The 14,880-nt window shown below is 70.3% G+C and carries 14 protein-coding genes, 1 other RNA gene and 1 pseudogene; 14 read left to right on the top strand and 2 right to left on the bottom strand.

Going from position 1 to position 14,880, the window contains the following annotated elements:
• The first annotated feature begins 19 nt into the window (after window positions 1-19).
• The 3 genes from DJ82_RS00575 to DJ82_RS00565 all read left to right on the top strand — a co-directional run bounded on the left by DJ82_RS00575 (window position 20) and on the right by DJ82_RS00565 (window position 2,080).
• Window positions 20-508, top strand: a complete 489-nt coding sequence (locus DJ82_RS00575; RefSeq protein ID WP_241881350.1) for a hypothetical protein — start codon at window positions 20-22, stop codon at window positions 506-508.
• A 34-nt stretch (window positions 509-542) separates the two neighbouring features.
• Window positions 543-1,088, top strand: coding sequence for an NUDIX hydrolase (locus tag DJ82_RS00570; protein ID WP_094521905.1), 546 nt, complete (start codon window positions 543-545; stop codon window positions 1,086-1,088).
• Between the two features lie 71 nt (window positions 1,089-1,159).
• Window positions 1,160-2,080: a CPBP family intramembrane glutamic endopeptidase gene (locus DJ82_RS00565; protein ID WP_094521904.1), complete on the top strand. Its 921-nt coding sequence runs from the start codon at window positions 1,160-1,162 to the stop codon at window positions 2,078-2,080.
• A gap of 241 nt (window positions 2,081-2,321) precedes the next feature.
• Here the strand turns inward: DJ82_RS00565 and rnpB are convergent.
• An RNA gene (gene rnpB / locus DJ82_RS00560) (RNase P RNA component) lies at window positions 2,322-2,634 on the bottom strand.
• Between the two features lie 374 nt (window positions 2,635-3,008).
• Between rnpB and DJ82_RS15610 the strand changes: the two genes are divergently transcribed.
• A complete protein-coding gene (locus DJ82_RS15610) occupies window positions 3,009-3,581 on the top strand; it encodes an AMMECR1 domain-containing protein (RefSeq protein WP_094580807.1) in 573 nt (190 codons plus the stop codon).
• Between the two features lie 1,296 nt (window positions 3,582-4,877).
• On the opposite strand, the pseudogene DJ82_RS00545 reads toward DJ82_RS15610, so the two are convergent.
• Window positions 4,878-6,642 (bottom strand): annotated as a pseudogene (locus DJ82_RS00545) (Hvo_1808 family surface protein); the annotation flags it as partial.
• Window positions 6,643-6,750: 108 nt separating this feature from the next.
• On the opposite strand from DJ82_RS00545, the gene DJ82_RS00540 reads away from it, so the two are divergent.
• The 10 genes from DJ82_RS00540 (at window position 6,751) to phnE (DJ82_RS00500) (ending at window position 14,858) form a co-directional block, all read left to right on the top strand.
• Window positions 6,751-7,329: a cysteine hydrolase family protein gene (locus DJ82_RS00540; RefSeq protein ID WP_094521854.1), complete on the top strand. Its 579-nt coding sequence runs from the start codon at window positions 6,751-6,753 to the stop codon at window positions 7,327-7,329.
• Window positions 7,330-7,434: 105 nt separating this feature from the next.
• Window positions 7,435-8,007, top strand: coding sequence for a hypothetical protein (locus tag DJ82_RS00535; protein WP_094557691.1), 573 nt, complete (start codon window positions 7,435-7,437; stop codon window positions 8,005-8,007).
• A 176-nt stretch (window positions 8,008-8,183) separates the two neighbouring features.
• Window positions 8,184-8,273 (top strand): HVO_2523 family zinc finger protein, encoded by a 90-nt coding sequence (locus tag DJ82_RS15605; protein ID WP_394338177.1) that lies wholly within the window; start codon window positions 8,184-8,186, stop codon window positions 8,271-8,273.
• 195 nt (window positions 8,274-8,468) lie between these two features.
• Complete coding sequence (locus tag DJ82_RS00530; protein WP_094580806.1) at window positions 8,469-9,434, top strand: phytoene/squalene synthase family protein; 966 nt, start codon at window positions 8,469-8,471, stop codon at window positions 9,432-9,434.
• A 20-nt stretch (window positions 9,435-9,454) separates the two neighbouring features.
• The gene (locus DJ82_RS00525; RefSeq protein ID WP_094521851.1) at window positions 9,455-9,664 is read left to right on the top strand and encodes a hypothetical protein; all 210 of its coding nucleotides are present in this window, start codon (window positions 9,455-9,457) and stop codon (window positions 9,662-9,664) included.
• Window positions 9,665-9,746: 82 nt separating this feature from the next.
• Entirely contained in the window at window positions 9,747-11,024 is a 1,278-nt protein-coding gene (gene hisD, locus DJ82_RS00520) for a histidinol dehydrogenase (RefSeq protein ID WP_094557690.1), read from the top strand.
• Window positions 11,025-11,157: 133 nt separating this feature from the next.
• Window positions 11,158-12,372, top strand: coding sequence for a phosphate/phosphite/phosphonate ABC transporter substrate-binding protein (phnD, locus tag DJ82_RS00515; RefSeq protein WP_094580805.1), 1,215 nt, complete (start codon window positions 11,158-11,160; stop codon window positions 12,370-12,372).
• 3 nt (window positions 12,373-12,375) lie between these two features.
• Window positions 12,376-13,224 (top strand): phosphonate ABC transporter ATP-binding protein, encoded by an 849-nt coding sequence (phnC, locus tag DJ82_RS00510; protein WP_094580804.1) that lies wholly within the window; start codon window positions 12,376-12,378, stop codon window positions 13,222-13,224.
• A 3-nt stretch (window positions 13,225-13,227) separates the two neighbouring features.
• Entirely contained in the window at window positions 13,228-14,064 is an 837-nt protein-coding gene (gene phnE / locus DJ82_RS00505; RefSeq protein ID WP_094521847.1) for a phosphonate ABC transporter, permease protein PhnE, read from the top strand.
• On the top strand, window positions 14,064-14,858 hold the full coding sequence (phnE, locus tag DJ82_RS00500) for a phosphonate ABC transporter, permease protein PhnE (RefSeq protein ID WP_094580803.1): 795 nt from the start codon (window positions 14,064-14,066) through the stop codon (window positions 14,856-14,858). Before phnE (DJ82_RS00505) ends, phnE (DJ82_RS00500) begins: the two co-directional genes overlap by 1 nt.
• The last annotated feature ends 22 nt before the right edge of the window (window positions 14,859-14,880 follow it).

Genomic DNA, 14,880 nt, shown 5'->3' with positions numbered 1-14,880 from the left:
CCGGCGCCGGAATCGGCGCGTGGATTTATCAGGCGAGCGCGGCGATTCGGAGGCTTGTCCCTCGCTCGCCGCGTCCTCCTCGGCTCGAACCGGAACGGCTCGCCCGCGTCGGTATAGGCTTCGTCCGCCGCTGCTCTTCCTCGCCGTCTTCGCCGCCTACGCGGTCGAGGCGTTCGAGGTCTCCGGCGGGGTCGTGTTCCTCGCGGGCGACGCCGCGGTCGTCGGCGTCCTCGCGGCCGCGGTCCTCGCCTATCGACGGGCCGGGCTGGCGCTGGCGTGGGCGTCCGTCTACGGCGCGCTCCTCGGGTACAACGCGGACCACTACCTGCTGGGCCTCTCGGGGCGGCCCCTCGGCGAGCGCGTCGCCGCGCTCGTCGGACCCGACGGGCTCGCCTTCGTCGGCGTCGAGGCCGTGGTCCTGGGGACGCTCGCGTGGGTCGGCGGCGCGGCCGCGGCCCGAGCCGCGGAGGCGCTTCGGTCCCGAAGCGGTGAGGCCCCGTCCGAGTGAGGGGATTTAGGTGCCCGAGCGCCGACTCCGACGCATGGACGATCTGTCGTGGGAGACGCTCGACACCGACATCGACTACCGCTGCCCCGGCTTCGACGTGCGCCGCGACGAGGTGCGCTTCCCGGACGGCGAGACGGACGGGTTCCACTACGTCGACGAGCCGCCGGCGGTCGTGGTGCTCCCGCTGACCCCCGACGGCGACGTCGTCGTGATCGACGAGTGGCGGCAGGCGGTCGGCCGCGTCAACCGCGGGATCCCCGCCGGGACGGTCGAGTCGGCGGACGCCGACGACCTCGAACGCGCCGCCGCCCGCGAGCTCGCCGAGGAGACGGGGTACGAGGCCGACGCCTTCGAGCGCCTGACGTCGGTGGAGCCGACGAACGGGATGGCGGACTCGGTCCACCACCACTTCCTCGCGACGGGGTGTGAACCCACCGCCGAGCGCGACCTCGACCACAACGAGTCGATCGCGGTCGAGACGGTCCCGTACGACGACCTGCTCGAAGCGGTCGTCGACGAGGGGCTCCGCGACGGGCGGGCCGTGACCGCCGTGCTCTGGTACGAGCTGCTGCACCGCTGACGGGGGCTTCCGGGGGGTCGCGAGCGCGGCGCACGAACAGCCCTATTATGCGTCGGCCCGTACGCCGGGTAATGCCTGACCCCTCCAGCGACGACGGGACGCGACGGGAGTCGAGCGCTCCCGACGGCGGCGAGCCGGCGGACGGCTCGGCCGCGACCGGCGACGGGCCGGCGACCGCCGACGGCACCGCCTCGCCGACGGCGTCCGACGGGTCCGACGGCCGCGGCGTCGGGATCGCGATCGTCACGGCCTTGCTCTTGGGGGCGCTCGGCCCCGCGATCGCCCTCGCCAGCGGGGGCGTGGTGCTCGGTCTCAACGCGGTGACGGGCGGGCTCCCGCTCGCCGTGACCCTCGTTATCACGCTCGTTTTGGGCCAGTACGTCGCGTTCGGCGGGCTGGCGCTCGGCTACCTCGCGTGGCGCGGGCTCGACCGGTCCGGGATCGTCGCGTACCTCGGCGTGCGGCGCCCGAGCCTGAAGGAGATCGGCCTGATCGTCGGGAGCTGGGCGCTCATCCTCGTCACGATCATCGTCGTCTCGATCGTGATCCAGCAGCTCGGGACCGAGGCCGCCTCGAACCAGAGCGCGGAGCTGGCGATGCGGAACCCCGCGATCATCCCGCTCCTCATCGCGGCCTCGTTCCTCGTGATCGGCCCCTCCGAGGAGATCCTGTACCGCGGCGTCGTCCAGGGACGGCTCCGGGAGTCGCTGTCGCCGGCGCCCGCGATCCTCATCGCCTCCGCGATCTTCGCCGCCGTCCACGTGATGGCGCTGACCGGCGGCGCCTCCGCGCGGCTCACCACCATCGCCATCCTCTTCCTCCCGAGCATCGTCTTCGGCGCGGTGTACGAGTACACCGAGAACCTCGTCGTCCCGGCGCTGCTTCACGGCCTCCACAACGCCGTCATCTTCACCATCCTGTACATCTCGATCGCCTACGGCGACGAGATTCAGGAGGCGGCCGGCGGCGGCGCGGCGCTGCTCCCCATTTAAAAAGACGAGCGACAGGGGGCGTTTCGGACCGCCGACGGCTGCCAGAGGCGCGAAGCGCCTCGCTGTCGCGAGGGCGAAGCGCGGCGCAGCAAGTACCGCAGCGAGGGAGCGAAAGCGACCGAGCGAGGAACACAGCAAGCCGCGCGAGCCGTCGCGACTGGGGCCTTGGAGGTGTTCACCGATACGCAGTCGACAACCGGTTATAAACAACCAGAACATCTGCAACTACCGAGTAGAAGCGGACTGAGGGGAGTAAGCCCCCTTCGGTTCGTCCCGACATTCGGCTAAGCGTCCGCGCCGTGGCCGGACTACCTTATGGCGCGGACTTGCACCGGCGAGGATTCGCCGTTCCATCCGTTCCCACCCGTCGATCCTCCTCGGGTTAACTCCCTTCCCTCGCGGGTCGGTTCGCGCGAATCACGGGTCGGGGCGGGGGGTGTCGTTGCTGTTCCAGAGCCCGCCGTCTCCGACTCCGGGCGTGTGCCCGGTCGCCCGTCCGGCCGGTGGGGGGACTTTCCTCATGCCAGAGGCACGGGAGTCGGGCTCCCTCTGTCCGGGTCGACGTTGCCCGCGACCGCGAATAAGCGATCCGGTCGGAGCGGGGGTCCCGAGCGCGCCGCGACGGTAACGACGGCCTAATTCGACGGCGGGTGCGGCCGCGACCCCGAGGACGAGCGTGTTCGACCGCCGCGAACGGGGGTCCAACCCCGCCCGGCGACACGGGGTCCACCGCCGCGTGGAACCGGGGAAATCGAAGCGCTCGGCGGGATGCCGTGCCATCAGTTCGCAAGGGAAGCGTTCAAAGTCGTCAGCAACGTAATGGACTACATGTCCGAGCCCAGACCGTTCAGCCTGTTCCGTAGACGACGGTGCACGAGCGGTAGAACTCGCGCGGAGGCGGGCGAGTCGTTCGTCCCGACACGGACAAGTGAACAACCGGCAGCACATGCGCGAGGCGTTAAAAATACCGCCCGCACCGGCGTTCGTTCGACTTTGGCAATCCACCGAGAGGGCCGCGCCGCCTCCGCGGCTGCGCGGGCGCCTGGGAAACAGTCCACCAGCTCGGCACGCCAATCGTCGAGGCCGCCATCAAGGCCGCCTCCGGCGACCTCTGCGGATCCCGGAGGTCGAGCCCAAGGACCTCGACAACATCACCGTCTCCCGTGTTTCCGTCCGTCTCGAACACGGTGGCTCACGAACGACCCCCTCGCCGACCTGCAGATCGCACCCACGGCGGTCCGCCGTACGACGGCGGCAACGTCGCACGGCTGCTCTACCCGCGGTCCCCGTCGAGAACGGCTGGTCCGGCGCCGAGTTCCTCTCGCGAGCGCCTGCCGGAAAGGCGAAGCTCTCCCCCGACTGCCTGGAGGACGACGACACGATGGTGACGCTCATCGAGGGACAGGTGTTCCGAGAAGCGCCCGACGGAAGGCGCCGTCGAGGAGCTTGTAACGGCCGAAATCGACTGTTCTTCTCCGTTTCTCGGTCGTCGGCACCGTAGCCGACCGCTATCCGCCCGTAGCCGACCGCTCCGCGTCCGCGAGCGCCCGCTCCGCCGCGGACGCGAGGTCGTCGCGTGCCGGGACGACCCGCCGTCGCGGATCGCGGCCCATGAGCGACTCCGGCGTCCTCGGGCCCCGATCGGTCGGCCCAGTCCACCCGCGTCGCGCCGTCCGGCGGTGAGGTAGACGGCCTTCGCGCCCGAAGCTTCCCCGCGCTTCGCGGCCGGCTCGCCGTCGACGGCGACGAGGGTGAGGCGCGAAGTCAACGGGGTCGGCGTTGGAGACGTAGCCGCCCACGCCGTAAGCCGTCGGCGACGTCGCGGAAGCTCGCGGAGGTCGCGGGACTCGAGCCCGCCGAGGAGACGTACAGCCGACGATTCGGCGTGCCGCGGCGTCGAGCCTCCCACTGGAACTCGCGGACGATGTGCCGAAGTTCGCGCGGCGCGACCCGGTGGTGTCCGAAGCCGGACCCGTCCAGCCGGCGCCGAGCCCGCGACCGCCCGGAGCGGTCCGTCACCTCGTCGAGTAGGTTGTCAACAGAGGGCGATCCGCGGCACGACTCCGTCCGACCGGCCTCCGTCGAAGGCGCGCCCAGCCGCTCTGCTCGCCGCGGCCGAGCAGATCGAGAGGGCGTGCGGCATCGTCCGACGCCTCCGCCGGCCGATAAGGTCGCCGGCGGCCCACGTGCGAGAAGCCGTCGAACCGCCCACGAGCGCGGACCGCCACGCCGCCGTTCATCGGGGGTGCACGTGGCGCGCGCAGAAGGAGCACCTGCGACTCCGCGCGGGCCCGGCAGTCCGAGCGCGGCGGTCGCCATTTTTTTCCCCCCCCGGAGGCCGTGCGAGAGGAAGCCCAAGAGCGAGGTCTCCCAGCCGCGCGAACTCCCGGTACGCCCCTCGATCCGCATCACCGGGCCGCCGTCGAACAACCGCCCTCCCGGGGATCGCGTCGACGTCCGAGTCCGCGGCCCTCCAACAGCGCGGACGCGTCTTCAGCCGGCGAACAGCTCGAAGCGCGTCGGGGACGGTCGGCGTCACTCGCGACGACCGCGGGTTTTCCGGCCGTACAAAACGCCGCGGTCCACCGCGGCCTCTGTCGCTCGAAGTACGCGTCCGTCGCCCGGCGTCGCGGATCGCGGCCGCGTCCGACGATGTCGACTCGGTCATACACGGGATAAACGCCCGCGCGGGGGAGCAAAGCGGCTCCGGGTCCAGGCCCGCGGTAACGGGTCCCGGCCCGCGCGTCGCGGCGACACTCGTGCCGCCGGCGCGCGAGCGACTCAGTCCCCGGCGACCGGCGGCGAGCAGCGACACGCCGCAACAGCAGCCCCGAGGAGGCCGGCGACGACTCACGAATCGGGCGCCTCGTCGCAGGTCCGAGGCGTCCGGCCCGGACGAGCCGTCCGGGCCGTCGCCGTCCGACCCGGATCGTTTCCGTCGTCCGCCGTCCGACCGTCCGTCACCGTTCGTGCCGTCGGCACCGTCCGTCACGCCGTCGCCGCGTCGCACCAGTCCCGGTCGCGGGGGCGCGAGGGTCAGCGCGGGGCGCAGTTCGAGCACGCCGCCGGGCTCCGGGGCGTGGACGATCGTCACGCGCGTCCCGTCTCGGACGACGCCGTAGGCGCCGGGGAAGTCGCCGTCGTCGATCTCGTACACCCGTCCCGCCTCGTACTCGTCGTCGCCGTGGGCGGTTACCATCTCGACGTACGTCTCGCGGAAGTCCGCGGCGTCGGCGGTCGTCTGCCACTCGGTCACCCAGACGTACCCGTCGCGGGCGTCGTCGCCGTCGCCGGCGCGGTACGGGTAGAGCTCGTCGCCCGCCCAGCCGTCGGTCGACTCGTGGGCGTAGTTGTAGTTCGCGCGGGTCTGGAGCTCCTCGTCCGGCTGCGTGTGGATCCGGACGTTCGCCCCCGCGCTCGTCTCGGGCTCGAGCACCGGGTACCCGTACTCGAGGCTCTGGTACCAGAACATGACGAACATCGACGCCTCGCCGGTCGTCTCGGCGCCGTCGACCCCCTGATCGGGGTACGTCTCCCAGTCGCCGGTCGCCGTGTCCTCGAACGTCACGTTGCGGGTCTCGTAGTCGGGGTTCCGGTGGATCACCTCGGCGGTGCTCCCCGGCGGGTTCGTCATCGTCTCGTTGACCGCCTCCCAGCCGCTCTCCTCGACGAGTTCCTCGACGTAGAGCGCGCCGTCGGAGTACGGCTGGAGCACGGTCTGGAGGATGCCGAAGTTGAAGTCGGCCGCCGGAACCCGCGCCCCGCGCCCGCCGCCGCGCGTCGATGCAGGTCCAGTTGGCCGCGCAGCGGGCGGCGTAGCGCTCCTCGATGTGGACGGCCTCCCCCTCGACGATGCCGGCGACCGCGAGGTCGCCGTCCTGCGTGGCGCCGGCGTAGCGGGGCCGCGTGAGGTCGTGGTACTGGTCTTGCATCCCGTGGACGAGCTCGTGCGCCAGCGTCGAGGGGTCGATCCGCGTCTCCTCGCCCTCGGCGACGACGAGGACGATCCGGTCCTGAGCCGGCGAGTAGAAACCGGAGACGGCGCCGCCGAACACCGAGTCGATCTCGTCGTTCGCGTTCTCCTCCTCGCCGACGACGAACAGCGCCTCCCACACCTGGTCGTTCCAGCGGCGGAACGCCTCGCTGCTGTTGTTCCCGCCGGCCGAGTCGTTCATGAACTCCTCCCGGGAAACCGTCTCGACCGGCACGTCCTCCCGGAACGGTCGCTCGCGGATGTGCTCGACGCGCGCCATCGTCAGGTGCGTCAGCGCCTCCAGCTCGGACTCGTTGAGGCCGTCGCTCTGGTTGAACGACAGCTCCGCCTCGTAGTGGGTTCCGTTCCAGCAGCCGACGACCTCCGTCCCGTCGCCCGCGTCGCACTCGGCGGCGGTCGCGCTTCGGGGGACGTCGCCGGCGGCGACGTCCGTCGGACCGGAAGCGACGCTATCCGCGGTCTGACTGGGAGCGACGCTATCCGCGACCGGGCCAGCGGCGACTCCCCCGACCCCGAGCGAGAGGAGTGCGATCGCGGCGACGACCGAGAGGGTGAGAACCCGTCGCATAGTGGCGATTACAACCGACCCGGTAAGTAGTTTGCCGGTCCGTCGGTGGCCGGCGGCGACGCGACGGCCGGCTTCGCATTTTTCACACCGGGACCCCAATCGCCGCGTATGCCGTACGATCCGACCGAGACCGCGGTGATCGTCGTCGACATGCAGAACGGCTTCTGTCACCCGGACGGGAGCCTTTACGCCGAACCGAGCGAGGCGGCGATCGGGCCGGTGACGGCGCTGGTCGAGCAGGCGCGCGAGGCGGGCGCGAGCGTCGTCTACACCCGCGACGTCCACCCGCCGGAGCAGTTCGACGAGACGCACTACTACGACGAGTTCGACCGCTGGGGCGAACACGTCGTCGAGGGGTCGTGGGACGCCGAGCTCGTCGAGGGGCTCGACGTCCGCACTGACGACCACGTCGTCGAGAAGCACACCTACGACGCCTTTTACCGGACCGAGCTGGAGGGGTACCTCGACGCGCACGGGATCGACGACCTGCTGATCTGCGGAACGCTCGCGAACGTCTGCGTCCTTCACACGGCCGGCAGCGCAGGCCTGCGTGATTACCGTCCCGTCGTCGTCGAGGACGCGCTCGGCTACATCACCGAGGACCACCGCGAGTACGCCGTCGACCACGCGGACTGGCTGTTCGGCGAGACGACGCTGCGCGAGGAGGTTGAGTTCGCGGACGCGTGAGCCGGCGGGGGCTGATAGTGAGCCGCCGAAGCCGCCACCGGGACCCGTTATCAGCGGCGTGAATCGGCGTGTAACCCTTTTGAACCCCGACGGGGACCGTCGAGTATGGAACTCTCTCGACGCGGAATGCTCGCCGGGGTGGGGGCCGCGTGCGCGGTCGGTGCCGTCGGCTTCGCCGGGGCGACGGCGGTGACGGACGGCGAGGGCGGCGACGGCGCGTCCGGCGACGGAGCGATCGACGACGATCCGGTCGGCGGCGGCTCGACCGGAGGCGACGAGAGCGGCGGTCCGGCCGGCGCGGTCGACGTCGATCCGGAGGCCCCGTTCGAGGCGCGGCTCCTCCGGGACGGCGAGGACGACCGGCGGCTGTTCGGCGCCGGCGACCTCGACGAGGTCGAGGGCGTCTTCGACGACGACGGCGAGTACCTCGTGTACGTCGCGCTCGGCGACGACGGGATCGACGCCTTCCAGGAGCGACTGGCCGCGTCCGGCGCGGTCGACGAGCCGGAGCGGTTCGTCGTGTCGATGGCCCTCGACGGGACCGAGGTCCGGCGGGTCGAGTTGGACGAGCCGACGGTGAGCGCGCTCACCGAGGACGGCTGGGGCGGCGTGTTGACGCTCCCGTTCGGCGAGGAGCGCGTCGCGCAGTCGGTGTACGACTCGCTGGCGTCGGCCTGACTGGTCAGGGAGACCGATACTTACAGTGGGTCGGAGCGACCGCGAGAGGCGGCCTCGCGGCGCGGAGGGGATCGGTTATGCCTCCGGCGACCGTACTGAACCGCATGAGCGAGGGCGACGGCGGTGGGAACACGGGCGGCGGGCCGACCGGCGGGTCCGGCGGTCGGCCGTGCCCGATCTGCGAGAGCCCGATGTACCACAGACACTGCAAGTACGTCTGCCCGGCCCACGGGGTCGTGTACGACTGCAGCGACACGTTCTACTGACCGCGAGGCGGCGCCGAGCCCGAGTTTTCGCCGGTGGCGCGCCTCCTTCGCGTCTCCCGAATAAACACGGAATTAACGGATAGCCGACATGAAAACAACAATGGATGTGCGAACTGTTATGTTCTTGGAGGCCGATTTTTGCCTTATGACCGGCGACCCGCTCTTGACCCTCCTCTCCGACCGGCAGGGGTCACCATGGTAGAGCACACACAGGTTGCCCGGAGCAAGCGGATCCAGCGTCGCACGGGCAAGACCTTCCACGTCGCCACCCGGCTGCTTCCGAAGCGGATCCGCCATGCAACGTACGTTCTGTACGGTTTCTTCAGGATCGCCGACGAGGTCGTCGACGCCGAGGACACCGGGCCGCCGGCCGAACAGCGCGCCGAGCTCGACCGGCTCCGGCGGGCCGCTCTCGGCGAGGAGCCGACCGACGACCCCGTGTTGGAGGCGTTCGCCGAGGTGAAAGCGGAACACGGGATCGCCGACGAGGACGTCCGCTCGTTCGTCGACGCGATGGAGAGCGACATCGACACCGACCGCTACGAGACGTACGAGGAGCTGGAGACGTACATGGACGGCTCCGCGGCCGCGGTCGGGCGGATGATGACCGCGATCATGGACCTCGACGAGGAGACCGAGGCGGCGGCGCTTCCGCACGCCACCAAGCTCGGCGAGGCGTTCCAGATGACGAACTTCATCCGCGACGTCCGCGAGGACGTCGTCGAGCGCGGCCGGGTGTACCTCCCCCTAGAGACCCTCCGGCGACACGACGTTAGCGAGGAGCAGATCCTCGAGCTGGAGTTCGACGTCGACGTCGCGGCCGCGGTCCGCGAGGAGCTCGCCCGGACCGAGCGGCTCTACGAGGAGGGGGTCGCGGGGATCAAGTACCTCCCCGAGGACTGTCAGCTGGCGGTGTTGCTCGCGGCGGTGCTGTACGCGGACCACCACCGGCTCATCCGGGACCTGGGGTACGACACGGTGTCGACGACGCCGGAGCTCTCCTTCGCCCGCAAGATCTCGCTGCTCGTCCGGACGCGCTGGAAGTGGCAGTGGAACAAGGACCCGGAAGCGGTGTTCTACGAGATGTGTCGCGGCTTCGACGGCACGCGCGACCATCGCGAGCACGGACCGCACGGCTCGGGCGTCGCGCAGTCGGACTGAACGGGGCCCGGAGGCGCCGAATGAACCGCTCCCGCTTCGTCGGGCTCGCCCTGCTCGCGTTCGGGCTCGTCTTCCTCTCGTTCGTCGTCCGCGGCACGACTCGCCTCGTCGCGCCCTACGAGCTGGCCGTGGCGCTGTCCGCGCCGATCCTCTTCGCCGCGGCGGGGCTGCTGGCGGTCCTCGTCGCGCTCGCGACGCTCGACGTGACCGGGGTCAGACGGTTGGAGTGAGACGGGGAGACGCGCCGACCGCCCTCGCGCCCGGGGTGCGCCGAGTCGGAACGCCCTTTTGACCGCGGCCCGGAGTGAGCGCATGGACGTACGAACCGTCGCCGACCTCTCGCCCGCCGAACGGCGCGCCTTCTTCGAGCGCGACGCCGGCGTCGACGCGGTCCGCGACGACGTGGCGGAGATCGTCGGCAGAGTGCGCGAGGAGGGCGACGTCGCGCTGCGGGAGTTCGCCGAGGAGTTCGACGGCGTCACCGTCGGCAACATCGACGTCACCGACGACGCCCAGCGCGCGCACGCCGAGCTCGACGACGCGAACGATCCGGTCCTCGACGCGGTCCGAGAAGCCGCCGCCAACGTCCGCGAGTTCCACGAGCGGCAGCGCCCCGAGGACTGGCGCGACGAGTTCGGCGGCCGAGAGCTGGGCCGCCGGTTCCGGCCGATCGACCGCGCGGGGGTGTACGTGCCCGGCGGCGCGGCCGCGTACCCCTCCAGCGCGCTGATGGGGGTCATCCCGGCGACGGTCGCGGGCGTCGACCACGTCGCGGTCGCGACCCCGCCGGCCGAGGACCTGAATCCGGTCACCCTCGCGGCGGTCCACGAGGCCGGCGCCGACGCGGTGTACCAGGTCGGCGGCGCGCAGGCGATCGCCGCGCTCGCGTACGGGACGGAGACGGTGACGAGCGCGCAGAAGGTGGTCGGCCCGGGCAACAAGTGGGTCACCGCCGCGAAGGCGGTCGTGCAGGGCGACGTCGAGATCGACTTCCTCGCGGGGCCGAGCGAGGTGCTCGTGCTCGCGGACGAGACGGCCGACCCCGAACTCGTCGCGGCCGACCTCGTCGCGCAGGCCGAGCACGACCCGAACGCCTCCGTGGTCGCCGTCACCGCCGACGCCGACCTCGCCGCCGCCGTCGCCGAGGCGGTCGACGAGCAGGCCGCGGACCGCGAGCGTGAAGAGACGATCCGGGCCGCCCTCGACAACGACGCCTCCGGCGTCCTCTGCGCCCGGTCGATGCCCGAGGCCGTGCTGTTCGCCGAGGAGTACGCGGCCGAGCACCTCTCGATCGTCGCCGACGACGACGAGGCCCTCTTAGATCGGATCACGAACGCCGGCTCCGTCTTCCTCGGGGCGTACTCGCCCGTCGCCGCCGGCGACTACGCGGCCGGGACGAACCACGTGCTGCCGACGAACGGCGGCGCGAAGCGCTACGGCGGGCTCTCCGTCGACACCTTCCTCCGGTCGTCGACGGTCCAGCGGCTCGACCGCGACGCGCTCGCCGACCTCTCGGAGACGGTCACGACGCTCGCGGAGGCCGAGGGGTTGGAGGCGCACGCGGAGAGCGTCCGGAAGCGGTTCGAGTAGGCGAAGAGATATGTACCGCTCCCGACCGGTACGGATTACTATCTAGTAACACGCACCGGTCCGTATCTCTCGAAACCACCCCATACAATTCATAGCAGCCTTCATACGCCGAATACGCGATCGTGAGAGCGTAATGGTGGAAGACACCGGCGGACGGACGGAGACGAGTTCGAGACGGCGATTTATTCTGGCCGGCGGGGCCGTCGGAATTGCCGGGCTGGCGGGCTGTTCCGGCGGGAGCGGCGACGGCGAGGCCGGGGCGGGCCTCGATTCGGGCGACGAGGACGGCGGTGACGGCGGTGATGGCGGCGACGGCGGATCGGGCGACCCGATGCTCGCGGACGCCTCGGAGTTCGATCCCGCAGAGCCCGGGTGGGAGGAGAACAACTACCTGATGACGGCGGTCTCGGAGAACGACTACTTCCAGGGGAGCCAGACGGACCTGGAGAACATGCGGAACCAAGACGTCGAGGAGATAGCTCACGGCAGCCCGCCACGGGAGCTGCCCGACGACGAGAGCGAGTGGGTCGACCCCGACCCGCTCATCTTCGTGGACAAGCCCGGCGAGTCCGGCCAGTCGCAGTATCAGGATACCATCCAGCCGCTGCTGGACCGGCTCGAGGAGACGACGGGCCGGACGGTCGAGTGGCAGCCCGTCGACTCCAACGCGGCGACGGTCGAGCGGTTCCGGGCGGGGCGCGGACACCTGGGCGATATCTCGACCGGAACGTCCGCCTTCGGGGTCAACCTCGGCGGCGTCGTTCCGTTCGCGGTCCCGATAAGTCCCTCCGGACAGTTCGGCTACCGGCTGCTGGCGGTCACCCGCGACGACGAGCACGACATCCAGTCCGTCGACGACTTCGCGCGCGACGACGTCAAAATCGCACACTCCGAGCCGGCGTCGAATTCCGGTAATCAGGCGCCGTCGGCGCTGTTCGACCAGTTCTTCGACGTGACGGCCGGAGAGGACTACGAAGTCAACTTCTCGGGCGGCCACGACCAGACCGCCCGCGGCATCGCGGCGAGCGACTACGACGCCGGGCCGATCTGTAGCACCTGCGTCGATGACCTCATCGGGTCGACGGAGGACATCGACTACGACGATTTCAAACTGGTCTGGGCGAGCAACCCGTTCCCGCCGGGGCCGATGGTCCACCGCTACGACCTCCACCCGGATATCGTCGAAGGGATCAAGGAAGCGACCATCGGGACCGACTGGACGGACACCGAGTACGCCGAAAACACCGGTGAGGCCGAGTACGTTGAAATCGACTACAAGAACGTCTTCAACGACATCCTGATCATCCAACGATACAACGGCGTCGAGTACGAGAGCGGGAACCTCTGAACCATGCTCGAAACGGAGAAGCTTGGAAAGACGTATCCAACCGGTGACGAAGCGCTCAGCGACGTCTCCGTGCGGATCGACGGCCGCGAGGTCGTCGCGATGATCGGCCCGAGCGGGGCCGGCAAGAGCACGTTCGTCCGGTGTATCAACCGGCTGGTCGAGCCGACGGCAGGGAGCGTCCGCCTCGATGACACGGAGCTGACCGCGCTGGACGACGACGGGCTGCGGGACGCGCGCCGGAACATCGGGATGGTGTTCCAGGAGTACAACCTCGTCGAGCGGCTCACGGTGATGGAGAACGTGCTCTCCGGGCGGCTCGGCTACCTCTCGAACTGGGCCGCGCTCCGACGGAACTTCCCGCCGGAGGACGTCAAGCGGGCCTACGAGCTGCTGGAACTCGTCGGGCTCGACGGCATGGAGGACAAACGGGTCGACGAGCTCTCCGGCGGGCAGAGCCAACGCGTCGGCATCGCGAGGGCGGTCGTCCAAGAGCCGAAGATCCTGCTGGCCGACGAGCCGACCTCGAGCCTCGACCCCGAGACCTCCCGCAACGTGATGGAGCTGCTCACCGACATCGCCGAGGATCGCGACGTGCCCGTGCTGATCAACATCCACGAGGTCGACCTCGCGGAGGCGTACGCGGACCGAATCCTCGGACTCCACGCCGGCGAGCTCGTCTTCGACGGGCCGGCGAGCGACCTCACCGCCGAGTCGAAGGGCGTCATCTACCGCGGCGAGGAGCCGCCGGAGTCGGCCGCGACGGACCCGGACTGGCTGTCGGGTCCGGACGACGAGTCGAGCGCGCGGAACGGGCAGGACACCGGTTCCGACCGCCTGCCCGCGGAGGACTGACCCGTGGCGACCGAGTCGTCCTCGCCGGCGGGGTCAACGGGCGCGGCCGACCGGCGGACGTGGCGGCGCCCGACCGCGTTCCGGAACCGGTACACGAAGTGGGCGGTGTACGGGGCCGTCCTCGCGCTCGTCGTCTGGTCGGTGGCGAGCCTACAGATCACCCTCGGGCGGTTCCTCTCGGGACTCGGCTACGGCTACGAGCTGATCGACTCGATGCTGCCGCCCGAGACCGGCAGCGAATACACGCTCAGGCTGTTCGACCGCATGATCGAGACGATCGCGATGGCGATGGTCGCCACCGTCGCCGGGATCGCGATCAGCCTGCCCGTCGCGTTCGGAGCGGCGGAGAACCTCGCGCCGCGGCCGGTGTACTACCTGAGCCGCGGGGTCATCAGCGCTACGCGCGCCATCGACGGACTGATCGTCGCGATCATCGCCGTCATCGCGCTCGGGTTCGGCCCGCTCGCGGGGATCGTCGCGATCAGCTTCAAGACGATCGGCTTCTTCTCGAAGCTGTTCGCCGAGGACTTGGAGGACATCGACATGGGCGGTGTCGAGGCAGTCCGGGCGACCGGCGCGACCCGTTTTCAGAGCGTGGTCTACGGGGTCGTCCCACAGGTCGTTCCGCGGTTCGCCGGGCTCGCCGTGTACCGGTGGGACATCAACATCCGGTCGTCGACGATCGTCGGGATCGTCGGCGCCGGCGGGATCGGCGTCCTCCTCCAGCGAGCCTACCAACGGTACGAGTACGACTACGTGGCGGCGATCCTCGTCGCGATCATCGCCGTGGTCCTCGTCGCGGAGTTCGTGAGCGCCGTCGTCAGGCGGAGGGTCCAGTGATGGCTGGCGCCACGCGCGAGTGGAGCCGGTTCGACGCGCGAGAGCGGCTCTTCCGGATCGGGTCCGTCGTGGTCGCCGTCGCCGTCGTGGTCGCCTCGTGGGAGTGGCTCGACATGAGCCTCCAGTACGTGACCACCGCGCCGGCGCAGGTCGGCGACCTCCTCGGGCGGATGGTCCCGCCGGACTGGGGGTACCTGCCGAACGCGGTCGGGCCGTTGGCCGAGACGATACAGATCGCCGTCGTCGGGACGATCGCGGCGGTGATGATGGCGGCGGCGGTCGCGTACATCTCCGCCGAGAACACGACGCCGAACCGGGCGACGTACGCGCTCGGAAAGCTCATCGTCACCGTCTCGCGGTCGGTCCACACGATCGTCTGGGCACTGCTGTTCGTCGTGATGCTCGGGCCGGGCGCGCTCGCGGGGACCGTCGCGACCGCGGTCCGGTCGATCGGGTTCCTCGCGAAGCTCCTCGGCGAGGAGATCGAGGAGATAGACTTCGGGCAGGTGGAGGGGGTCCGGGCGACCGGCGCGAGCCCTGCGCAGCTGTTGATCTACGGGATCGTCCCGCAGATCAAGCCGGCCTTAGTCGGACTCAGCGTGTACCGCTGGGACATCAACGTGCGGGCGGCGACGATCCTCGGGTTCGTCGGGGCCGGCGGGATCGGCGTCCAGCTGTTCGAGGCGATCGACTCGTTCGCGTGGCGGACGGTGTCGGCGCTGCTGATCGCCATCCTCGGCGTCGTGCTGGTGAGCGAGGGAGTGTCGGCGTACGCCCGCCGGAAGGTGCGCTGAACCCCGCCTATCGGCGGGAGAC

This window comes from Halorubrum sp. Ib24 (assembly GCF_002252745.1).
Lineage (GTDB): Archaea > Halobacteriota > Halobacteria > Halobacteriales > Haloferacaceae > Halorubrum.
The sequence above is the reverse complement of the archived record's forward strand: the minus strand, read 5'-3'. Positions and strand labels throughout refer to the sequence as shown.